Source organism: Pseudomonas sp. AC016, from assembly GCF_979253365.1.
Map to the genome: position 1 here is coordinate 1,421,898 of NZ_CEEDCC010000001.1, position 21,544 is coordinate 1,443,441.

Consider the following 21,544-nt stretch of genomic DNA (forward strand, 5'->3'; position numbering starts at 1 on the left):
AGGCCCGAAGGCAGATGATACGTGTCGGTCGAAGGTTGTTGAGGCCGGATCAGCTCCGTTCGGTAACCTGCGGCGCATCCCATTCCGGGGCAGGCCGTCTGGCTGTCGATCGGTTGTCGAGTTGCTGCATCAGCACCTGACGGTCACAGGCGTTCTCCGACAGCGAGATCGCCACAGTTGCCACCGCGTTGCTGGCAAGACTGGTCAGCGCGCGGGCTTCGGACATGAACCGATCGACCCCGATCAGCAAGGCCAGGCCCGCCAGCGGAATGTCGTGGATCACAGTCAGGGTCGAGGCCAGTGCAACGAAGCCGCTGCCGGTCACGCCAGCCGCGCCCTTGGAGGACAGCAGCATGATCGCCAGCATGGTCAGGGTCTGGGTCATGCTCAGTTCGATGTTGCAGGCCTGGGCGATGAACACCGCCGCCAGCGACAGGTAGATCGCCGTGCCGTCCAGGTTGAAGGAATAACCGGTTGGCAGCACAAGACCTACCACGCCCTTCTTACAGCCGAGCGCTTGCAGTTTTTCCAGCATGCGTGGCATGACCGGTTCCGTGGACGAGGTGCCCAGCACCACCAGAAACTCTTCGCGGAAGTAGCGCAGCAGTTTCCACAGACTGAAGCCGTTGGCCCGGCAGATGCTGCCCAGCACCACAAACACGAAGAAACCGCAGGCGATGTACAGGGTCATGATCAGCTTGGCGAGTGAGCCCAGCGAAGTGATGCCGTACTGGCCGACGGTGAACGCCAGCGCGCCGAACGCGCCAATCGGGGCGAAGCGCATCAGGTAGGAAAATATCTTGAAGACCATGTGCGAAGCCGATTCCAGCACATTCAGCACCGGCTTGCCGCGCTCGCCCAGCGACGACAGGGCAAAGCCCGACAGCACTGCGATGAACAACACCGGCAATACTTCACCCTTGTTGAACGCCCCCACGAAGGTCTCGGGGATGATGTGCATGAAGAAGTCCACGACACCGAGCTTGGCCGCCGACTCGGTGTACTGGGAAAGGCCTGCCGTGCTGAGTTTTGCCGGATCGATGTTCATGCCGGTGCCGGGCTGGAACACGTAGACCGCGACCAGTCCGATGATCAGGCTGACCACCGTCAGCCCCAGAAACAGCAGCAGCGTTTTGCTCATCAGGCGACCGAGCGACTGTTTGTCGCTCATCCCGGCAATGCCGGTAACGATAGTGCAGAACACCACCGGGGCGATCATCATCTTGATCAGCTTGATGAACGCATCGCCCAGCGGCTTGAGGGCGACGGCCTGCTGCGCCCAGAAGTGTCCGACCAGGACCCCGAGGATCACGGCGCAGATGATCTGGAAATACAGTGATTTTGCGATTTTCATGAGGCATCACCCATTATTGGAGTTGTTCTGATGCGGATTTGATAATCAGGTCAGGCGGCCTAGCCCGCAAGCCGCTGAGCGAGTGGCGCGTACACTTCGCCGGAAAACAGTCGGCGCGCCGTACGCACCACCGAAGCCCGGATGGTCTGCCGGTCAGGTCCCACGTAGCTCATGGCGACGTCGATGGCCCCGCTCGGGTGCTCGATTCGCACGTGCTGCAGACGCTCGTTGCCACAGGTGCCAAGCAACTGCGCGACAACTGTGGCGTCACTCACGCAAGCCGTTGCCAGACCGATCGAGCCAGTGATGGCCAGCGCCTTGTGGCAGTTGTGCGGCATGAAGTAACGAACCTTGAGCGTACCGCCTGCGCTGGGCAGAGAAACCAGCACCGGCTTGGGGATCACTTTGTCGCTGACATCACCCAGCCCCATCGCAGCACCGGCCTTGAGCCGCAGCGCTTCCAGCTTGCGCAGGAAGTCAGTGTCGGCATCCAGTTCGGCAGGGCTTTCATCGCCGCGTTTGCCCAGCAACGATGCTTCGATGATGACCATTGGCATTGCCATGTCGATGCACGTCACAGGCACACCATCGAAGACATCGGTCCGTTGGCCGGTCGGGAACAGCTTGCCGGTCTTGCTGCCCGCAGCGTCGAGAAAGGTCAGTTGCACAGGTGCCGCAGAACCAGGCACGCCATCGATCTGCGTGTCGCCGTCATAACTGACCTGACCGCCCGGTGTGTTGACGTCGGCGCAGACAAACGTGCCTGTGTTGAGGTTACGAATCCGCACCTGAGTGACATCGCCAGTTGCCGCCACCAGTCCGTGCTCGACCGCGAACGGCCCGACGGCGCAGAGCATGTTGCCGCAATTGGGCGCCGTGTCGACACGGCGCTGGGACACCATCACCTGCACGAACAGATAATCGACGTCGGCGTCGGCGTGCGGGGACGGACTGACAATCGCGACCTTACTGGTCTGCGGACTGCCGCCGCCAATACCGTCGATTTCCAGTTCATGCCCGGAGCCCATGACGGCCAGCAGCAGTTCATCACGTTCAGCCGTGGAAGCAGGTAGATCACTGGCGAGGAATACCGGCCCCTTGGAGGTGCCGCCGCGCATGAGGACGCAGGGAATCGGTTGCATAAAGTCTGACTCTTGGTGATCAATTGGGAGCATTGATGCGTTGAAAGCAAGAGTCACACGGATGTTTATGTTTTATCCAATGCAAAGATCGTAGCCATTATTCCACTTAACGAAATAATGTAAGCTCGGCATATTGTCCTTTCATGCTCGGCAGCGGGGAATAAATCTTGGAATATGAACTGCAGGATATCCGATCTTTCGTGAAGATCGCCGAACTTGGCAGCTTTCATGAAGCCGCTGAAGTGCTGCACATTTCTCAGCCTGCGCTCACCCGGCGCATCAAGAAACTGGAACAGGGGCTGGGCACGTCGTTGCTGGATCGCACCACCCGAAGGGTCAGCCTGACGAGCGTAGGCCGGGATTTCTTTCCCAAGGCGCGACGGTTGCTGGACGATTTCGAGGATTCGATTCTCAACATTCGCGAACTGGCCGAACGTCAGATCGGTCAGGTCACCCTCGCCTGCATCCCGACGGCTGCGTTCTACTTCCTGCCCAGCGTGATACGGCTATACAACGAACGTTATCCACAGATCCGCATTCGCTTGCTCGACCTGAGCGCCAACGAAGGCCTGGAGGCCGTGCTGCGGGGCGAGGCGGATTTCGGCATCAACATGATGAGCGGGCAGCATCCCGATATCGAGTTTGTGCCACTGGTGAAAGAGCCATTCGTGCTGGCCTGCCGACGTGATCATGAACTGGCCGAGCGCGAATCCGTGGCCTGGATCGAACTGAGCGATTATCGGCTGATCGGTGTAGGGCGCTTGAGTGGCAACCGGATGATCCTCGACCACGCATTGGCCGGATTGGGCTGGCGTCCGAAGTGGTTCTACGAGGTGCAGCATTTGTCCACGTCGCTGGGGATGGTCGAGGCAGGTCTCGGCATCTCTGCGATGCCCAGCCTGGCGATGCCAGCCGACGATCATCCGACACTGGTGAGCGTTCCGCTGGTTGATCCTGTTGTGATCAGAACCCTGGGGCTCGTCTCGAGGCGCGGCGCATCCCTGTCCCCCGCTGCCGAGAAATTCGTCGCGATGCTGCTGGAACAATGGCCGCAGTAGCGGCTGGCGAAATATGAATAAGTCGCCGAGGGGCGAAAAGGCGACTTGAGCCATGCGCTCGGCTCACTGAATCCGCAGTCTGTGCCATGTGTGACGCGGAGCGTCACGGGCGGCATGCCCACGCGGAGCGATGGGCACGATCAGTGTTGAGGCTGACTGGCGATACGTTGCCTGACAGTCGGCTGACTTCAGATACTCAATCACCCCATAGATACCTCAATGCGCAAACAGCAATCGGCATTCAAGACCCGGCGTGCTGTCGAGGAAGGCGATATCACCTGTAAGCTGCCGGACCAGTGAGCGAATGATGCGCTTTTAACATCACCCAAGTCCGCAATTTATGGAATGATCACGTGTCAGTGATGCTCACGTCGGGCCACGTGACCGCAAAAGTTTTCGAATTGCACAACTTCTGCTCAGCAAAACTGCCTGATGAATAAGGCCTTGCAAACCAAGCGCGTAAACGAGTCGACCGTATGAATAATGATGCGCCTGACATGAGGCCAATACATTCAGGACAATCGGGTTCTTCAACTGAAAAAAACTTCGAGCAGATGCAGCTGGCACTGGACTCGGGCGCCGTCGTGGGCACCTGGATCTGGGACGTGCCCGGCGATCTGCTGGTGGCTGACGAGCGCTTTGCCCGCACCTTCGGATTACCCAGGCAAACTTGCCGTGAAGGCCTGCCGCTAGAGTGCGTGATGACCTCCATCCACCCTGACGACGTGATCAGGGTCGGGGACGCCATCAAGGACATCCTGAACAGCGGCGACATCTTCCGCTGCGAGTACCGGGTCAAGCACAAGGATGGCGGTTATCGCTGGGTGGAAGCCAACAGTCGTATAGAACGCGACTCAGAGGGTCAGGCGATACGCTGCCCCGGCGTACTGCTGGATATCGAAGCGCGCCGCGCCGCCGAACAGGAGCGGGATCGTCTGACCTCGCTGCTGCGCATCTTCACCGCAGCGGTTCCCGGCGTGGTCTACGCCAAGGATCTGGAAGGCCGGATGCTGGTCGCCAATCGCGGCACGGAAACGCTGATCGGCAAGCCGCCGGAATTCTTCATCGGCAAGACCGACATGGACTTTCTGGAGGACAAGGATCAGGCGCGGATAATCATGCAGACCGACCGCCGGATCATGGACGGCAACACCAGCGAGCAGATCGAGGAGCAGGTCAACCTGCCCGATGGCTCGGCCGCCACCTTCCTGTCCACCAAGGCCCCGCTGCTCAACGACGACGGGGAAGTCATCGGCCTGATTGGCTCGTCCATCGATGTGACGGCCAGAAAGCAGGCCGAAGTGGCCGTCAAGGAACTCAATCAGACGCTGGAACAACGCATCGAGCAGGCCATCCACGAACGTGAACAGGTCGAAGATGCTTTGCGGCACGCCCAGAAGATGGACGCCGTGGGACAACTCACCGGCGGCATCGCCCACGACTTCAATAACCTGCTGGCCGGCATTTCGGGCAGTCTGGAAATGATCCAGACCCGCATGGCCCAGGGACGTATGGCCGACGTGGACAAGTACGTCAACGTGGCTCAGGGTGCCGTTCGACGAGCCGCATCATTGACGCATCGTCTGCTGGCCTTTTCCCGACGCCAGACGCTGTCCCCTGAAGTCACCAACGTGAACACCCTCATTCACGGCATGGAAGAACTCATTGGCCGTACAGTCGGCCCGTCCATCGAGCTTCAAGTCGTTGCAGGAGACAACGTCTGGCCGGCGCTGATCGACCATGCGCAGCTGGAAAATTCCCTGCTCAACCTGTGCCTGAACGCACGGGATGCCATGCCCAACGGCGGCCGAATCATCATCGAGACTTCCAACGCTTCGCTGGATGAATGCATCGACCCGGACCACGGCATCACGGCTGGCGATCATCTGAGTATTCGCGTGACGGACACCGGCACCGGCATGAGCCCGGAGACCGTGGCCAAGGCGTTCGAGCCGTTCTTCACCACCAAGCCGATTGGTGCGGGAACAGGTCTGGGCCTGTCGATGGTGTATGGCTTCGTCAGGCAATCGGGCGGCCAGATCAAGGTCGAGTCGGTCGAAGACCAGGGCACGACCATCGTGATGCACCTGCCTCGTCATATCCCCGATGCGCAGCAGGAAACCACTGACAAGAGCAGTGACCAAAAGCCCCTGCCCCACCACGGTGAGACGGTGCTGGTGGTCGACGACGAACCGTCGGTGCGAATGCTGGTCGTCGAGGTGCTTTCAACAGAAGGCTATCACGCGCTGGAAGCTGCAGATGCGCAGGCGGGCCTGGAGATCCTGCAGTCGGACATACACATCGACCTGCTGATCAGTGACGTCGGCCTGCCCGGTGGCATGAACGGCCGGGAAATGGCCGACGCCGCGCGCACGAAACGCCCTGCCCTGCCCACGCTGTTCATCACCGGTTACGCCGAGACCTCGGCACTGGACGGCTGCCACCTGCAACCGAAGACGCAGATACTGACCAAGCCGTTCGGGCTGGAAGTGCTGGCATCCAGAATCAAGGAACTGATCAGCGAACGCAGCCAGGAGCAGGATCAGCCACGCGCCTTCAAGTGAAGCATGGGGTAGTGCTCATAGTGGCCTACACCCTGCTTGACGACAGGATCCTGTGACGTGAAGTCGCCGATCTCCTGATCATCGTTGATCTGGTACAGCGAGACGCCGTAACCACCCTGCGCGTCCATGACTGGACCGTGCGCGACAATCACATCCTTATCGAGCAGTTCGTTCAGATAAGCCCCGTGTTGCGCCATCAAAGCGCGTTCGATATCGGTCATCGTGGCGAGAAAGTCCGCGCGGGGCGGAAGGTATTTGCACAGATAGAACTTCATGAGCGATCACCTGCAATACAGAAGGAATAGCGTCCGTGGCGTCCAGACTATCGAGCCGAGGCCACACTTTTCAGGATCGAGCTTTCGAACATCTTCGGAGCGTGATGCTGTAGAAACACGATCATTCCTGACATTTTGCCGACGGGATTGCGCAATGGCGGCTTGTGCGTGTTCATCAGTCTGATGATTTTCTCCACCACCGCGTCAGGTGCTTCTGCCTCGTTCAAACCCTTTTGGGTAGCGGCATCTACTCTGCCTCTGTACTGATCGTATGCCGCGATCCGCTGGCCTTTAGAAGCCACGGCATTGAGCCCCAGCTTTGTCTTGAACCAGACAGGCTCGACCATGCTCACCCTGATATCGAACGGGTCCAGCTCGAAGCGCAGCGACTTGAAGTAGCCCTCGACCGCATGCTTGGACGCCGAGTAATAGGACAGATTGGGCGGCCCTATCAGGCCGACGATCGAGCTGACCGTGATGATCTGCCCGCCCTTCTTCTCGCGCATGAACGGCAGCAACGCATTCGTCACCTTGACCGTGCCCCAGAAGTTGGTTTCGAACTGCTCCCGCGCGGCCTCCACGGGCGTTTCTTCGGCGATGCCGGTGAGCATGTAACCGGCATTATTGATCAGCACATCGACGCGCGGGATGTGCGTGAACAACTGCTCCAAAAAGAATTTGATGGACGCGTCATCGGTGACATCAAGACGCAGCAATTTGAAGGGGAAACGGCCAGCGTGGTTCTGGGGGTGACGACTGGTGCCGATCACCTCGAAGCCCTGATCGTGAAGCCGGGTGGCGAGCAGTAGCCCGAAGCCCGAGGATGCGCCGGTAATCAACACTGTCTTTTTCATCTGGATGCCCTGAAGAGTCGCATGTTTGCCCGTTGTAAGGCTGCTCGGCGGGCTGTGACATCGAAGCGATCCTGATGAGTCATCAAGCGCCCGACACATTTGCCCGTGACGACAGATTGCTCGCGCCCCGGCCTTTTGACACTCGCGCAACGCGCCAGAATGACGGCCCAACGCGCCAATCTTAGCGCGGTGCCTTGGCGTCATCGGCTATTGTGATGGCACGATCGGCTACCTAGACTGCCCTGCAACGTGCAGACATTTGAGTGAAAAGCCCATGAACGGCAAACGCAGCTCGGCGCTGGAATATTCGGTTTGGCCAGGGTGGCGACTTCTGATGCAGGACGCAGGCGTGACCGCACCTCCGGTATTGCGACGGGCACAGCTGCCGGGCGATCTGTTCGCACGTCGCAGCGTGCGCCTGAATTCGGCCGAGTTCTTTCGGTTGTGGGAGGCCATCGAGGCCGAAGCACAATCCCTGCAACCCACGGTTCCAACGCCCCTGCAGATCGCACGCGTCATGTCCGCGGACTGGTTCGATCCGGAATTGTTTGCCGCGCTGTGCAGCGCAAACATGCGAGCGGCCATGGAGCGCCTCGCCACCTACATACGGCTGATCGCCCCAATGGCTATCCGCATGGTGCGCGATGATAAACACACCACCATCACGCTGGACTTCCTGACCCCCTCCCAACCTCCACCGGCGGTATTTCTGATCTTCAAGATGGTGCTGTTTGTGCAACTGGCACGATTGGCCACGCGCACCCAGGTCAATCCGCTGCAGATCAGCTGGCCATTGCCAGATGACTTCGAGAAAGACTCAGACCTCTATGCAGCTTTCTTCGGCATCACGGTCACGCACAGCGCCGTCATCACGCTGGTGTTGAAAAATGCCGACATGGATCGCCCGTTTCTGACCGAAAATCACAGAATGTGGCTGTTCTTCGAACCGGACCTGCGCCAGCGCCTTTCGGATCTGGACAGAACCTGCGGCATGCTGGAGCGGGTGCGCAGCGCACTGCTGGAAAGCCTTCCCGCTGGCGAGGTCTCAATGCAGGCGGTCGGTCGCAAACTGGGCGTCAGCACCCGCACCCTGCAGCGCAGGTTGCAAAGCGAAGGCACCACGTTTCAACAGATACTCGACACCCTGCGTGAGTCGCTGGCCCGGCATTACCTGCGCAACACGGCCATGTCGAGTGCGGAAATTTCGTTCCTGCTCGGGTTCGAAGACCCCAACTCGTTTGCCAGGGCCTTTCAGGCCTGGACAGGAAAAACGCCGGGCGCGGTTCGCAACGAGAAAGCTGCAGACGAGATCGATTACGAAGCGAGTTTGACGGTCTCGAAGCCCGGTCGGCGATGAATCAACGGACGTCTTCGACGTAGCGCTGGCAAACCTTCCCGAGTCGATAGCGGAGCCTGGCCTTATCGTTTAAGTCCGTTTTAGAACGCGGGACACGGGTATTGCAGCCAACCGGCAACCCTCAGCAACCCCTCAGAAACTCCTACCAGAATCCGCTTTAAACCCTAAAAACAGAATACTCACTCTGTTTTGAAAAATGGTTATTTATTGCACTTAACTCTATTTTATTGATATTTTATTGATATCTAGTAACTATTTAAGCAAATAAATCTCAATAAATATAGCTTTCAAACAATATAACTATTGAAATTTTTTAATATTAAACACAAAAACAACGTCTTTTCTTTGCCGCTCGAGAACTTTATCCCCACACTGCGGCCTTAATGCTCGCCGTCGGCCCCTACCCCCGTCCGACACACACTTATCGCCAACACACTCTATCTGGAGATTTCCCGATGGCCAGACGCTTGCTGCCTGTCGCCGCCGCCGTACTGACGTGCCTGATCAACTTCCCGGCTTCGGCTGCGGACCATCAGAACCCGTCGCCCGCAACATCCGATGCGCTCCGCGCGCAGGTCGATGCCAAGCGTCAGCACCTTACCGGTGCTGACGCCGTGACCCAAAAACAACCGACTGGCGAGCAGGCCGTGCTGGACGCTCCTGTCGATACCGCAGATGCCCCCGTCGTGGATGGAAAAAAGCCGTGAGCGTTGCGTTGACTCAACCATCACTCAAGCCATTATCCGAGGAGTAGTACCGTGTCCATGATCAAACAAGGCCTGAGCCTGAGCGTTCTTGCGCTGAGCGTTGCCCAGGCAAGTGCGCTGTTCGCCGCCACCCCCATGACCGGCAACGAAGTAGAAGCGCGCGTCGGCGCAATGCTGGACAACATGACGCAATCGGAGAAGATCAATTTCTCTCGCGTCGACGACGGACGAATGATCCCCAAGCTGGACAAGTTCGGCCTGCAAGGCACTGTTGCCTATGACTCGTCGATGGGCGTTCTGGTCGGCGGCAAGACGTTCGGCGCGCAGTACCCGTCGCCGTCGGCTCTGGCTGCGACCTGGAGCATCAACCGGGCCAAGGAATTCGGTCTGGCGATCGGCTACGAAACCCGCATTGCAGGCGGCCAGCAGATGCTGTCCCCGGCCATCAACCTGTACCGCACATCGTTCAACGGACGCTCCGCCGAGTACATGAGTGGAGAGGATCCTTTCCTTGGCGCGGTGCTGGCACCGGCGGTCACCAACGGTATTCAGGTGCAGGGCGTGCAGGCCGCCGCCAAGCATTACCTGATGAACGAACAAGAAGCCAACCGGCATTATCTGGACGTGAAGATCGACGAGCGCGCCATGCAGGAGCTGTATCTGCCCGGCTTCGAGTCGCTGGTCAAGAACGCCAACATCGCCTCGGTCATGTGCGGCTATAACAAGATCAACGGCGAGTACGCCTGTGAGAACCACCACCTGATCACCGACATTCTGAAAGGCCAATGGGGCTTTCAGGGCAATGTCATGAGCGACTTCAACTCGGTTCAGGACGCGTTCAAAGGCGCCTGGGCAGGCACTGACATCGACATGCCGAGTGGCCTGCAATTTACCGAAGCCAAACTGCTGCCTTACGTCTGGAATGGCCAGTTGCACCAGAACGTGATCGACGACAAGGTCCGCCGCAACCTCAGGGCGCTGGTGAGCTACGGCTTCGACAAGGGCATCAATAAGGCGCAGCCATTGGTGCATCGCGAATACGGTCAGGTCGCTGCGCTGAACGTGGCCCGGGAATCCATCGTACTGCTACGCAACGAACCGGTGGATGGACAAAAGCCGCTGCTGCCGCTGGCGAAGAATGCGAAAATTGCCGTCATCGGCGATATGGCCATTCAACCACCGACGTCGCCATTCGGGACCGCTTATTCCGTTCCGAGCAGCTACGTCACTGAGCTCAGTGGCTTGAAGCAACTGGCATCAAATACGGCCAATGTCGACTACATCAGCCAGATGAGCCTGAACCCGAAGTCCTCGGTCTGGTATCAGCCGGGCAGTGACAAACAGGCCATCAGCAACACAGGCGTCAAGGCCGAGTACTACGGCAACACGAACCTGTCGGGCGATCCGGTCGCCACGCGCATCGAGCCGGGCGTCAACCTGGACTGGATCACCAGCAGCAACGTGACCGATAACGGCACCAGCACCGTCAGCGGTTTCAACCCGGCAGCAGGCGCGTTCTCCGCCCGTTTCACCGGCAGGATCAAACCGACGATCACCGGCCCGCATGTGTTCAAGGTCCGGGCCGACGGCGCATACAAGCTGTGGATCAACGATGAGTTGGTGGCCGAAGACGAAGGCGGACAGGTCTCGTTCGACCTGATCCCGGTCGTGCCTCGCACCGTCAAGACCGCCAGCCTGAAAGCCGGCAGCGAGTACAACGTGCGTCTGGAATATCGCCGACTCAAAGGCAACTTCACGCCAGTCCTGGGCGGCATGAATGGCGTTCAGATGAGCTGGGCATCGCTGCGTCCGCCGAAGAACCTGGCGGACTACGATGCCGTGGTCGTCGCCGCAGGCAGCAACTTCGAATACGAAGGCGAGTCCCTCGACCATCCGTTCGAGCTGCCACAGTTCCAGTCCGAGCTGATCAGCTTCGTGCAGAAAGCCAACCCGAAGACCATTGTGGTGATGCATGGCGGTGGCGGCATGGACATGCAGCCGTGGGCCAACAAGGTTGCAGCGTCGTTGCATGCCTGGTTCCCTGGCCAGCAAGGCGGTCAGGCACTGGCTGAAATCCTGTTCGGCAAGGTCAACCCGTCCGGCAAACTGCCGATCACCCTGGACAAGAAGGCCGAGGACAACCCGAGCTACGCGTCGTACAAGGATCCTGTGCCGTACTATTTCAGCAGTGCCAACCCGCCCACTGAAATGACCTACAGCGAAGGCCTGTATCTGGGCTATCGCGGCTACGACAAGAAGCACACCAAACCGCTGTATCCGTTTGGTTTCGGCTTGTCTTACACGACGTATGAGTACAGCGACCTGAAACTGTCGAGCAACGTGCTGGCACCCGGCTCCACCCTCAACGCGACGTTCACGATCACCAATACTGGCGACAAGGCCGGGTTCGAAGTCGCTCAGTTGTACGTGCAACCATCGAAGCCGCAGGTTGATCGTCCCGAGAAGGAACTCAAGGGTTTCTCCAAGGTTTACCTGAAGCCGGGCGAAAGCAAGACCGTCACCATTGCGCTGGACTCGCGTTCGTTCGCCTACTACTCGCCGGATTCGGTGAGCTGGAACGTCGATCCGGGCAAGTTCAAGGTGCTGGTCGGCAAGGACTCGGAAAACCTGGCTCTGAATCGCACCGTCGTCGCGCTCTACCCGGAGCAGCTGACCACGCGTGATTCCAACCCTCTCCCCGTTCCGCTGCGCAAGGCCGTACAGGTCAAGCCGGAACAGGCTTACTGACAGGCAGCAATCGGTGGTCTTCGCGACCACCGATTGCCAACCTGCTGCACAGCATTTTCTCTACTGGCGTACCCGCAGGTCCGACACCATTCGGTCGAGGAACCGGTTGAATGCACCTTCGATGTCCACGTCGGCACGTGAACGAAGCCATTGGATCTGCATCCCGTCCATCATCGACGCCAGCTCGATGCTGACCTGTTTCACGTCGATGTCCTCGCGCACTTCGCCCGCCTGCACCAGCAGCTTCAACTGAGCCTGCAGATGGCTGTGCACGATATGAAAACGCTCGCAGAACCATCGATGCGCCGGATGAGTAACTGACAGGCTTTCAGTGTTGATGATCATCAGCGCCTGACTGACAGACGCATCTTCAATGCTGAATCGCATGATGAATCGCAGAAACGCGACAAAGCCTTCCAGCGTTGCCACCTGCTCGGCGTCCTGCAACCGCGTTGAGATGTACTGATCCCGATGGTCGAGCACCGCTTGCAGCAACGCCAGTTTGTTGGGGAAATGGTGAAGCAATCCGACCTGGGAAATACCCGCCACCTTGGCGATGTTCGACAGCGACGCACCGGCAAAGCCATCGCGGGCAAAGATCACCAGCGCTGCCTTGATGATATCGACCTTACGCAAATCGCCTTTCGGGATGCGACGACGTTTGGCGGCTGGCGCTACGGCGGGATCGGGCTCGTTTTCGGACATGATGAATTCGTTTACTTCACGTTTGAGTCGACAGAAGCATACAGGCACCGCACCCGGTACGCATGTGCACGAGAGCGTCCGGCTTACGGTTCGCCATCCCAATAGTCCACATTAAGATCGACCCGCTGCCTGGCTACGAAAGCAGCGCCTCCACCGGACGCCATGGCCTGGTACTTGCCGGAGTCGGGGTACTCGCAAATCTCGGGTTTTTCACGGGTGCTGATCGACAGGTATTTCAGAGGTGATAACGAGGTATTGATGATCTGGTGAGGGTACTGCGGCCCTGGCGGGATGAAGATCACATCGCCGGTCCTGATGGGCAGCATCTGGTCTGCAACCCGCAGGCTGCCTTCACCTTCGATGACAATGAACATTTCCTCCTGCGCATGATGAAAATGATAAGGGCAGGAGCGCTTGCCCGGCGCAACGATATCGATGGAGGCGCCCAACTTGCTGGCGGCCGTTCCCGTTGCCAACTGCCCTGCCAGACTTTCATACAACGGGTCGCGAACCTGCTTTTCAAGCGAGACCTCATTGAAGTTGCGGATCAACAGAGAAGCCAGCTCAAGCGGGGCGTTTTGGGTCATGACTGAAGCATCCTGCAACGGGTGATCAAACGTAAAGCCTAGACTATTGATCCATGGGTTATCCTTGAGCCAGTTCAGTCGGCAATGCGAGGCCTCATGGACACCTCATCGAACAACCAGTCACGAAAGGCCTTCAGTCGCGGCAGCCCTGCACTCTCTGGGCGATAGACCACGTAATAGGCCAATGGCGAGGCAATCCGAATAGCCGGAAACAATCGAATCAGCCTGCCCGCCGCCAGATCGTCGCCAGCCATGACACTGCGTGCCAGCGCGATTCCCTGTCCTTCAATGGCGGCTTGAAGCACCGCCGCAGAATTGTTGATCTTCATTCCCCGCTGCGTGGACACACTCTTTATGCCGGCTGCTTCCAGCCAGGTTGCCCAAGTGGTGAACCCTGCGTGCCCGTCCATCGACAGGTCGTGAATCAAGGTTTCATCTGAAAGCGCCTCATGGGTTTGCAAGCCGTCCGGCGTTTTCCTCAGTTGCGGCGAGCACACAGGATAGATTTCCTCGCCCATCAGCTTTTCTGCGATTAATCCCGGCCAGTGACCCGCACCGTATCGCACGCCGATATCGATTCTTTGAGTGAGAAAATCCACCGCCTTAAGCTGGGTGTCCAGCCGCACATCAGTCTCCGGCCATGCAGCGTGGAAACGCTCGATTCGGGGCAACAACCACTTGGCGGCAAACGCGGGACTGACTGTGACCGTCAACGCCTCATTGAATGAGCTTCCCCGCATACGCTCCAGCCCCAGCGCGAGCCGTTCGAAACCGATCTGAATGTCGGGAAGCGCACACTCTGCCGCTTCAGTCAGGACCAATCGTGACTTGCCGCTGGAACCGCGATGGAACAGGGGCGCGCCCAACCATTGCTCCAGCGTGCGCACCAATTGTCCGACAGCCGCTGGAGTGACATTCAGCTCGTCGGCAGCTGAGGAAAAACTTTGATGGCGTGCGCTGGCTTCAAACGCCCGCAGTGCATTGAGATGAACAGGCGTGGCCATAGCACTAAACCTTTTCTTTATCGGACTGACACTTTATCTCGTTTGTCGCCCAGCCAGCAGCTACCAATAATCGGCACATCAACTCATCCATTGTCTGGAGCAGCAAATGAGCACCCAGTTTGTCGGAAAGAAATTATTGGTCGTCGGTGGTACAAGCGGCATGGGCCTGGAAACCGCGCGGCACGTGCTACAGGAAGGCGGCAGCGTCGTTATCGTGGGCAGTCGTGCCGACAAAACCGAGCAGGCGCGCCAGGCGCTCACAGCATACGGTCAGGTAAGCGCGATGACTGCTGACCTGACTGATGCTCAAGGCCTGAAGACACTGATTGAAAAAATTGAGCGGCATCACGCTGACGTCGACCTGCTGGTGAACGCCGCAGGCGTATTTTTCCCCAAGCCTTTTCTGGAGCATCAGGAAGCTGACTACGATCAGTACATGCAGTTGAACAAGGCCGCCTTTTTCATCACACAAAAAGTAGCTGCCAACCTCGTCGCCAGAGGTCGTTCCGGGGCAATCGTCAATATCGGCTCCATGTGGGGCAAACAAGCGATCGCAGCCACTCCGTCTTCCGCTTATTCGATGGCCAAGGCCGGGTTACACTCCTTCACCCAGCACTTGGCGATGGAACTTGCCGCCAGCGGTATACGCGTCAATGCCGTGTCGCCTGCGGTGGTGCAGACCCCCATCTACGAAGGGTTCATCCCGAAGGCCGAGGTGCATGCCGCAGTCCAGGGCTTTAACGGTTTTCACCCGATTGGACGGGTCGGGACGCCAGAAGAAGTGGCCGAGGTGATTGTTTTCCTGCTATCTGAAAAAGCCAGCTGGGTTACAGGAGCTGTCTGGGACGTTGACGGCGGAGTCATGGCCGGACGCAACTGACGTTATCCGATGAGGCACAGCGCTAGGTTTGTCGCAAACCGTGGGAGGCGACTTGCCAGCGATCTGCCGGGAACCGGCAGCACAACCTGCCGACTCGATGCATCAGTTGCATCCTGGGCAGAGGCCCTTTCAACGTTTATCTAACAGGTTCTATTTTGTTTTGGTGACTTGGGCTGACTCCCGCGCAACACGACCACGCCCGGCCGACCTGAGCGGCACGCTGGCGCCATGTTCCTGCCACCAGATCGTCAGCGCTTCCAGGGTCGGCCCCAGCCCTCGAGCCTTTTCGGTGATTTCATATTCCACGCGCGGTGGCACTTCGGCGTACACGGTGCGCGTCAACAGCCCGTCTGCCTCCAGCTCGCGCAGTTGCGCGGTCAGCATGTGCTGGGTGATGCCGGGAATGGCCTTGCGCAGTTCGCCAAAGCGATAGATGCGCTGATTGATCAGCCACATGATTTCCAGTTTCCATTTGCCTGACAGCAATGAGAATGCGCGGCGCATTTCTTCATGCATGTTCAAATGGACGCTGTTATTAGTCTGGTTTTCCATACTCATCCACCTTATTTCATCCTACTTGTCAGTTTTCATACGAATCTACATTCTCGCCGTCGGTCGAATACAAACAATAGCGAGAACCTTATGACTCTCTACCTTTACTGGACCAGCACCGCCCTGTTGTCGCTGCTGTATTTCGCGTCGGCGTTCATGTACGTGACGAAACAAACCTATGTACGTGAAGCCCAGGCTGAACTGGGCTATTCAGCCACGGGACTTATCCCCTTCATGATCGCGGTAAAAGTGCTCGGCCCTGTGGTAATTCTGTCGCGCTTCAACGTGGCACTCAGCGACCTTGCCTACGCAGGCATCCTTTATCACTTGATCCTGTCCGCCATGGCTCATCTGAACGTGCGCAAACCCAAGGGCGCCATTCCAGCGGCGATGGGCCTGGTGTTTCTGGCGATATCGTTCATGACACAAAATGACGCTCGCCAACTTGCATCGCCTTACGCATCCGCTTCAACCTTCTTTCAAACAACGTTCAGCCATTGAGCTGAACACTCGGCAAGGCCCATCCACTGCGACGATTCGCCACACGCGGCCGATGCTTGCAAAGCAGCGGCGGTGATAGAGTTGCGCCCCATGAAAATAACCCGTGATCAAAGGTCGCTTATTGCATGGACGCTCTACGCCAGCGTCCTGCTGAGCCTTTTTTTCTGCGGTTTGCATCACGGACAAATGGGCGGTCTGGCGCTCAGCGGTCTGAACGGGGGTTACTGTTCGCTGGATGGCTCAGGCAGCGCGGGTCTGGACGCCAGCGAGTCTGATCAGAAGCGGCACGCTCTCCCCCAACTGTCCTGCCCGGTGTGTTCCTCCTTCACTGTGCTGACGGCCAGCCACGCCTGCGACTGGATGCTGAGCCTGGCTCCGGCAAAAAGCATTTCGCCGATTACTGTCCGCTCCTGGGCGCAGCCGCCTCCGCGCTACCTGTGGCCCGCCGTCAGCCCCCGCTCGCCTCCTCTTCCGTTCCTCGCTGTGTGACTTGACCCAACCTGAACCCTCGGGCGCGCTTGTGCGTGCGCGGCGGGGGCAGCGTCACTTTTTTGCGTGGAATACGCCGCTCATGAAAACAATCCGTGCCTCATACCCTGCATCGCCCGTCATGCTGTCCTGCCTTTTTGCCTTCACGCCGCTCAGCGAGGCCATTGCCGAAACCCGTGGCAGCGCGGACTCGGTCGTTACGCTCGGTGCTGTAGACGTTTCAGCAGGCCAGAACGGCCCGTTGGCCAGCCGCAATATCCTCAGCTCAGTCGATGTGCTGGGTGCCGACATCCTGGAAAAACAGCCCGTGCATTACAGCTGGGAACTCTTCGGTCGTGTTCCGGGTGTCATGCTGACGCAGTTCAACCAGGGCACCACCTCGGGCAAGCTTTCGTTTCGCGGCTTCAATGGCGAAGGCGAAGTCAACGCGGTCAAGTTGTTGATCGATGGCATTCCGAGTAACACCAATGACGGCAACATGCCTTTCATTGACATGATCTTTCCGCTGGAAATCGACAGCATCGAAGTGGTGCGCGGCACCAATGACCCGCGATACGGCCTGCACAACATCGCCGGTAACGCGAGCATCAACACCCGCCAGGGCGGTAACGACGGCAAACTTCGATTGCGCTACGGCAGTTTCGATACCCGCGAACTGCAACTGGTCAAAGGCGTCGAGCAAGGCAACTGGAGCCAGAACTATTCGTTCAGCTATCAGGGCAGCGAGGGTTATCGCAATCATGCCGAAGCCGAACGCATGAGCTTTTCCGGCAAATGGTTCTACACCGCCGACGATGAAAGCTGGCGCGCGGGCCTCACTGCCCGCCACTACAAGGTGGATGCCGACGAGGCCGGTTACTTGAGCCGGCGCGACGCGCGCGACCATGCTCGTCAGTCCTACGCCAACAACGCCACTGACACCGGCGAGCGTGAAATGAACCAGCTTGGTCTGCACCTGGACGCGACACTCACTGAGACTTTGAGCTGGGCCAGCAAAGCCTATGTGAACACCTTCGAAGACCGGCGCTGGACGCAATACTGGCGCACCTCGTCGCAACAGGAGCGCTACAGCGACGAGACGCAATATGGCGCGCTGAGCAGCCTGACCTGGCGTCCCGAGGTCGAGCATCTGTACGCCTTCGCGCTGGAAGGTGGCGCAGAAGTGCAGCGTCAGGAGAACCAGAGCCTCAGGTATCGAACCCTGCAACGGTCGCGGGTGGCGCAGACGCGTGATCAACAATTCGATCTCGACGTCTATGGCGCTTACGTACAGGCGGTGATCGAGCCGTTCAAATCGCTGAAGATCATTCCGGCGTACCGCGTCGACAAGGTCTATGGCGACTACACCAACGAACTGACCGGCGAGCGAGCCGACGTCAACGACTACGGCCAGATTCGGCAGCCCAAACTCAGCGTGGTCTATTCACCGTGGGAACAGGCGAGCGTGTACGCCAACTGGGGGCGCAGCTATCAGATTGGCGTCGGCTCGGCGGCGTATCGCCTGGCGACGCAGGCTGATGACTTGAAGCCCTCGATCAACGACGGCTGGGAAACCGGGATCAAATTCCAGCCCGTCGATTGGGTCAACGGACGCATCGCGTACTGGGAGCAGAAAGCCTCGGATGAGGTGCAGCGCAAGCTCAACGACGCCGTGGGTGATGCCGAAAACGTAGGGCAAACCCTGCGCAAGGGTTGGGATGTGCAGCTCAATGTCTACCCCACCGACGCCAGCAGCCTGTGGCTGTCCTATTCCAGGCAGTTCTCCGAAATCCTCAAACCCAACCCCAATCTTCCGGCCAGCAAAGGCAAGGAGATGGATCACGTCCCCCACCATCTCTACACCGCCGGTTCGGCGTACCGGCTGACGCCCAAACTCGAAGTCTCGACCTGGATCAACGGACAGAGCGACTACTATCTGGAACGAACCAACAGCACCGGCAAATACGGCAGTTATGTATTGATCAACCTCGGGGCAACGTACCAGCTTTCACCCGAGCTGAGCCTGGATGTTCAGGCGAAGAACATCGCGAACAAATACTACGAATACGTATGGTACGACTCGAGCAGCGGCGTGGAGCAGTCGCTGCATGCGCCTGGCGATGGTCGCGCGATCTACGCGGGTTTGACGCTGGACTTCTAAAGGACCTGTCAGACGTTCAATAAAAAGCGCTCGTTGCAGCCGTGTGCAACGAGCGCTTCAAGAAACTGCTGTTCTGTCTGGAGACCCGACAGTGATTGACGCTTCGCAATCTGTTCAGCAAGGGATATCGAATACGATCCTGCTCGATCGGGACACCAACAGCTGGATCAGCGCCTGCAATTGCGGCGATGAAAAATGGTCGTGCATGGAGCCTGAATCACGCCAGACACATTCGACGATCCATCCGTGCGGACCTCGGGTTTTTCTCAGTTCACAACCTGCGCACTGTTCCGACTGTTGCGCGATAGCCGACAACATGGCCGATATCTCGTGGTTGAGATCAGCGTCCATTCTTGCCTCGAATTCCATGATGCTACTGACCAGACGTGACATGGCGTCAGTTCTCCGAACCTTCCAAAAAGATCAACGTGTACGGGGCAGTGCCCGAAGCTGCCGAAGAAAGCAGAATCAGGATAAATCGGCCCTTGATTCAATAAATGACAAAGCGTTGATCATTCCCGCCAAACTGATGAAGACCCCGCCGCCGCTGGCACTGGAGCACGTATAAATGCCTGCCAAGTCGATACAGTTCGTTGCCTACCCTCACGTCAGTCTTCTGGATCTCGCCGGGCCTCTGGATGTGTTCGTTGCTGCAAACCATCTCGCCAAAAGTGCCGATCTGCCTTACGCGCTCTCTGTTCTCGTCCTCGACTCCCCGACCGACATCTTCTGCAACTTCTCGTTGAGCGCCGAACACCTGTGCGCCGACACCACACCCGCGCACACGCTGATCGTTCCCGGCGGGCCAGGCATCCATGACTTCTGCAAGGACGCCAGATTCTTCAGCCACTTCGTCACGCATGCCGATAAGGCCCAGCGCCTGGTGTCGGTCTGTACGGGCGTGTTTGCTCTGGCAACTGCGGGCAAACTGGACGCACGGGAAGCCACTACTCACTGGTCCGCGTACGACGAACTGGAACAGCGCTTCCCTGCCATCAAGGTCAGGCGCGGACCAATCTTCATCAACGATGGAGATATCTGGACCTCTGCCGGGGTGACGTCAGGCATCGACCTGGCACTTGCCATCGTCGAGCAGGACCTCGGGCACTCAGCAGCCCTTGAAGTGGCCCGGCATCTGATCATGTTTCTCAAGCGTCCCGGCGATCAGGACCAGTTCAGTTCCTCGCTGGCGTTGCAATCGAAGAGCAGCCAGTTTTCCGACCTTCATGCCTGGATGAATGTGCACCTGTGTGATGATTTATCCGTTACCGCGCTCGCCAACTTCATGAACATGAGCGAGCGGACCTTCATCCGTAAATACAGTGAAAGTACCGGTCGTACACCGAGCAGGATGGTCGAGTCGATTCGCCTGGAAGCGGCGCGTCATCTGCTGGATACGTCGAACAAACCGCTCAAGGAAATCGCACAGCGCTGCGGCATGGGCAGCGAGGCAACGCTGATCCGCCGGTTCATCAAAGCCTTCGGCATCACACCCAGGGAACACCGTGCGCGCTTCAAGGCGCAGCTGTAATCAAGCCGAATCATACGTTTACCCTCGGGCTGTCATGAGTACAATGCGCGCCCCTGAACCTGAAATATGCTGACTCATGAAATTTCTGTTTTACGTATTGACGCTGTCGTTCCTCGCTATCAACCCCGCTTTCGCAGAGCCGCCTTCGACCTTCTCCGAGGCCAAGGTGGTTGCCAAACAAAAGATCTATCTCGATCAGGCCAGCAGTGCTCAGGGCGATCTTTATTGCGGCTGCAAATGGACCTGGGTCGGAAAGTCAGGTGGCCGCATCGATGCCGGCTCCTGTGGCCTGCAGGCCCGCAAACAGGAGAACCGCGCAGAGCGTACCGAGTGGGAGCACATCGTTCCGGCCTGGACCTTCGGCCATCAGCGTCAGTGCTGGCAGAAAGGCGGGCGCGAATTTTGCGAAAACGATGACCCGGTGTTCAAGGCCATGGAAGCCGACCTGTTCAACCTTTACCCGGCAGTGGGCGAAGTGAATGGCGACCGCAACAATTACAACTACGGCATGGCCTCAGGCGTGGCGCCGCAATATGGACAGTGCAAGACCAAAGTCGATTTCCAGCAGAACGTTGCCGAACCGCGTGACGAAGTGAAAGGCATGGTTGCCCGCACCACTTTTTACATGTTCGATCGGTACAACCTGAACATGTCGCGTCAGCAGCAACAGGTGTTGATGGCCTGGGACAAGCAATACCCGGTGACGGCGTGGGAAAAGGAACGTGATCGTCGCATCGCGACTGTCATGGGCCATGCCAACCCGTTCGTCAGCCGTGCCCGTACCTGGACACAAGGCTACAAACCGGTCGGCGACGGCGTGGTCAGCGCCATCCCGCAGAAAACCGCCCAGGCCACAACGCAGCCTGACGCGAAAAAGCCTGCACCTCGCGCATCCTCGGCAGGCGTGATCATCGGCAACCTCAACAGCCACATCTATCACCTGCCGCAGGGCTGCCCGAGCTACGATAAAGTCTCGTCGAAAAATCGGATATCCTTCGACTCTGAATCCAAAGCCAGGGCGGCGGGCTATCGCAAAGCAGGCAACTGCACCTGAGTGCACACGATGCTAGCGCCTGTGCCGTTCCCTATCAGCCGT

19 protein-coding genes are annotated in these 21,544 nt (G+C 58.3%); 11 read left to right on the forward strand and 8 right to left on the reverse strand.

Going from position 1 to position 21,544, the window contains the following annotated elements:
* Positions 1-49: 49 nt before the first annotated feature.
* Together AC0IXS_RS06160 and AC0IXS_RS06165 are read right to left on the reverse strand one after the other, a co-directional pair.
* Positions 50-1,354, reverse strand: a complete 1,305-nt coding sequence (locus tag AC0IXS_RS06160) for a dicarboxylate/amino acid:cation symporter (protein ID WP_057407974.1) — start codon at positions 1,352-1,354, stop codon at positions 50-52.
* 59 nt (positions 1,355-1,413) lie between these two features.
* Positions 1,414-2,496 carry a 4-oxalomesaconate tautomerase gene (locus tag AC0IXS_RS06165; RefSeq protein ID WP_471824138.1) on the reverse strand — a complete coding sequence of 361 codons (1,083 nt, stop codon included), beginning with the start codon at positions 2,494-2,496 and terminating at the stop codon, positions 1,414-1,416.
* Between the two features lie 167 nt (positions 2,497-2,663).
* Between AC0IXS_RS06165 and AC0IXS_RS06170 the strand changes: the two genes are divergently transcribed.
* Together AC0IXS_RS06170 and AC0IXS_RS06175 are read left to right on the forward strand one after the other, a co-directional pair.
* Complete coding sequence (locus AC0IXS_RS06170; protein WP_025995124.1) at positions 2,664-3,554, forward strand: LysR family transcriptional regulator; 891 nt, start codon at positions 2,664-2,666, stop codon at positions 3,552-3,554.
* A gap of 497 nt (positions 3,555-4,051) precedes the next feature.
* Entirely contained in the window at positions 4,052-6,118 is a 2,067-nt protein-coding gene (locus tag AC0IXS_RS06175; protein ID WP_471824140.1) for a hybrid sensor histidine kinase/response regulator, read from the forward strand.
* Here the strand turns inward: AC0IXS_RS06175 and AC0IXS_RS06180 are convergent.
* The gene (locus tag AC0IXS_RS06180; protein ID WP_025995125.1) at positions 6,097-6,393 is read right to left on the reverse strand and encodes a YciI family protein; all 297 of its coding nucleotides are present in this window, start codon (positions 6,391-6,393) and stop codon (positions 6,097-6,099) included. The genes AC0IXS_RS06175 and AC0IXS_RS06180 overlap by 22 nt on opposite strands.
* 47 nt (positions 6,394-6,440) lie before the next feature.
* Positions 6,441-7,418 (reverse strand): SDR family NAD(P)-dependent oxidoreductase, encoded by a 978-nt coding sequence (locus AC0IXS_RS06185; protein WP_471824142.1) that lies wholly within the window; start codon positions 7,416-7,418, stop codon positions 6,441-6,443.
* A gap of 103 nt (positions 7,419-7,521) precedes the next feature.
* Between AC0IXS_RS06185 and AC0IXS_RS06190 the strand changes: the two genes are divergently transcribed.
* The 3 genes from AC0IXS_RS06190 (at position 7,522) to AC0IXS_RS06200 (ending at position 12,059) form a co-directional block, all read left to right on the forward strand.
* Positions 7,522-8,604, forward strand: coding sequence for an AraC family transcriptional regulator (locus AC0IXS_RS06190; protein ID WP_471824144.1), 1,083 nt, complete (start codon positions 7,522-7,524; stop codon positions 8,602-8,604).
* Between the two features lie 455 nt (positions 8,605-9,059).
* On the forward strand, positions 9,060-9,311 hold the full coding sequence (locus tag AC0IXS_RS06195) for a hypothetical protein (protein ID WP_122572669.1): 252 nt from the start codon (positions 9,060-9,062) through the stop codon (positions 9,309-9,311).
* A gap of 57 nt (positions 9,312-9,368) precedes the next feature.
* Positions 9,369-12,059, forward strand: a complete 2,691-nt coding sequence (locus tag AC0IXS_RS06200) for a beta-glucosidase (RefSeq protein WP_471826195.1) — start codon at positions 9,369-9,371, stop codon at positions 12,057-12,059.
* A 60-nt stretch (positions 12,060-12,119) separates the two neighbouring features.
* Here the strand turns inward: AC0IXS_RS06200 and AC0IXS_RS06205 are convergent, their stop codons facing one another.
* The 3 genes from AC0IXS_RS06205 to gcvA form a co-directional block, all read right to left on the reverse strand.
* Positions 12,120-12,764: a TetR/AcrR family transcriptional regulator gene (locus AC0IXS_RS06205; protein WP_471824146.1), complete on the reverse strand. Its 645-nt coding sequence runs from the start codon at positions 12,762-12,764 to the stop codon at positions 12,120-12,122.
* An 83-nt stretch (positions 12,765-12,847) separates the two neighbouring features.
* The gene (locus AC0IXS_RS06210) at positions 12,848-13,351 is read right to left on the reverse strand and encodes a cupin domain-containing protein (RefSeq protein WP_471824148.1); all 504 of its coding nucleotides are present in this window, start codon (positions 13,349-13,351) and stop codon (positions 12,848-12,850) included.
* A 74-nt stretch (positions 13,352-13,425) separates the two neighbouring features.
* Positions 13,426-14,355 (reverse strand): transcriptional regulator GcvA, encoded by a 930-nt coding sequence (gene gcvA, locus AC0IXS_RS06215; RefSeq protein ID WP_122667886.1) that lies wholly within the window; start codon positions 14,353-14,355, stop codon positions 13,426-13,428.
* Between the two features lie 106 nt (positions 14,356-14,461).
* Between gcvA and AC0IXS_RS06220 the strand changes: the two genes are divergently transcribed.
* Positions 14,462-15,235 carry an SDR family NAD(P)-dependent oxidoreductase gene (locus tag AC0IXS_RS06220; protein ID WP_471824150.1) on the forward strand — a complete coding sequence of 258 codons (774 nt, stop codon included), beginning with the start codon at positions 14,462-14,464 and terminating at the stop codon, positions 15,233-15,235.
* A gap of 150 nt (positions 15,236-15,385) precedes the next feature.
* On the opposite strand, the gene AC0IXS_RS06225 is transcribed toward AC0IXS_RS06220, so the two are convergent.
* On the reverse strand, positions 15,386-15,787 hold the full coding sequence (locus tag AC0IXS_RS06225) for a winged helix-turn-helix transcriptional regulator (RefSeq protein ID WP_057407851.1): 402 nt from the start codon (positions 15,785-15,787) through the stop codon (positions 15,386-15,388).
* A gap of 90 nt (positions 15,788-15,877) precedes the next feature.
* Between AC0IXS_RS06225 and AC0IXS_RS06230 the strand changes: the two genes are divergently transcribed.
* From AC0IXS_RS06230 to AC0IXS_RS06250, 5 genes are all read left to right on the forward strand, one after another.
* Positions 15,878-16,288, forward strand: a complete 411-nt coding sequence (locus tag AC0IXS_RS06230; protein WP_057407853.1) for a DoxX family protein — start codon at positions 15,878-15,880, stop codon at positions 16,286-16,288.
* Positions 16,289-16,378: 90 nt separating this feature from the next.
* A complete protein-coding gene (locus tag AC0IXS_RS06235) occupies positions 16,379-16,777 on the forward strand; it encodes a DUF2946 family protein (protein WP_471824152.1) in 399 nt (132 codons plus the stop codon).
* 82 nt (positions 16,778-16,859) lie between these two features.
* Positions 16,860-18,917, forward strand: a complete 2,058-nt coding sequence (locus AC0IXS_RS06240) for a TonB-dependent receptor (RefSeq protein WP_471824154.1) — start codon at positions 16,860-16,862, stop codon at positions 18,915-18,917.
* Positions 18,918-19,485: 568 nt separating this feature from the next.
* Positions 19,486-20,448, forward strand: coding sequence for a GlxA family transcriptional regulator (locus AC0IXS_RS06245; protein ID WP_057407857.1), 963 nt, complete (start codon positions 19,486-19,488; stop codon positions 20,446-20,448).
* A 76-nt stretch (positions 20,449-20,524) separates the two neighbouring features.
* Positions 20,525-21,502 carry an endonuclease gene (locus AC0IXS_RS06250; protein ID WP_122460549.1) on the forward strand — a complete coding sequence of 326 codons (978 nt, stop codon included), beginning with the start codon at positions 20,525-20,527 and terminating at the stop codon, positions 21,500-21,502.
* Positions 21,503-21,544 lie beyond the last annotated feature (42 nt).

Coding starts and splice junctions, on each gene's coding strand:
- AC0IXS_RS06160 (WP_057407974.1), bottom strand. CDS start 1,354: ATGAAAATCGCAAAATCACTGTATTTCCAGATCATCTGCGCCGTGATC.
- AC0IXS_RS06165 (WP_471824138.1), bottom strand. CDS start 2,496: ATGCAACCGATTCCCTGCGTCCTCATGCGCGGCGGCACCTCCAAGGGG.
- AC0IXS_RS06175 (WP_471824140.1), top strand. CDS start 4,052: ATGAGGCCAATACATTCAGGACAATCGGGTTCTTCAACTGAAAAAAAC.
- AC0IXS_RS06180 (WP_025995125.1), bottom strand. CDS start 6,393: ATGAAGTTCTATCTGTGCAAATACCTTCCGCCCCGCGCGGACTTTCTC.
- AC0IXS_RS06190 (WP_471824144.1), top strand. CDS start 7,522: ATGAACGGCAAACGCAGCTCGGCGCTGGAATATTCGGTTTGGCCAGGG.
- AC0IXS_RS06195 (WP_122572669.1), top strand. CDS start 9,060: ATGGCCAGACGCTTGCTGCCTGTCGCCGCCGCCGTACTGACGTGCCTG.
- AC0IXS_RS06200 (WP_471826195.1), top strand. CDS start 9,369: ATGATCAAACAAGGCCTGAGCCTGAGCGTTCTTGCGCTGAGCGTTGCC.
- AC0IXS_RS06205 (WP_471824146.1), bottom strand. CDS start 12,764: ATGTCCGAAAACGAGCCCGATCCCGCCGTAGCGCCAGCCGCCAAACGT.
- AC0IXS_RS06210 (WP_471824148.1), bottom strand. CDS start 13,351: ATGACCCAAAACGCCCCGCTTGAGCTGGCTTCTCTGTTGATCCGCAAC.
- gcvA (WP_122667886.1), bottom strand. CDS start 14,355: ATGGCCACGCCTGTTCATCTCAATGCACTGCGGGCGTTTGAAGCCAGC.
- AC0IXS_RS06220 (WP_471824150.1), top strand. CDS start 14,462: ATGAGCACCCAGTTTGTCGGAAAGAAATTATTGGTCGTCGGTGGTACA.
- AC0IXS_RS06225 (WP_057407851.1), bottom strand. CDS start 15,787: ATGGAAAACCAGACTAATAACAGCGTCCATTTGAACATGCATGAAGAA.
- AC0IXS_RS06230 (WP_057407853.1), top strand. CDS start 15,878: ATGACTCTCTACCTTTACTGGACCAGCACCGCCCTGTTGTCGCTGCTG.
- AC0IXS_RS06235 (WP_471824152.1), top strand. CDS start 16,379: ATGAAAATAACCCGTGATCAAAGGTCGCTTATTGCATGGACGCTCTAC.
- AC0IXS_RS06240 (WP_471824154.1), top strand. CDS start 16,860: ATGAAAACAATCCGTGCCTCATACCCTGCATCGCCCGTCATGCTGTCC.
- AC0IXS_RS06245 (WP_057407857.1), top strand. CDS start 19,486: ATGCCTGCCAAGTCGATACAGTTCGTTGCCTACCCTCACGTCAGTCTT.
- AC0IXS_RS06250 (WP_122460549.1), top strand. CDS start 20,525: ATGAAATTTCTGTTTTACGTATTGACGCTGTCGTTCCTCGCTATCAAC.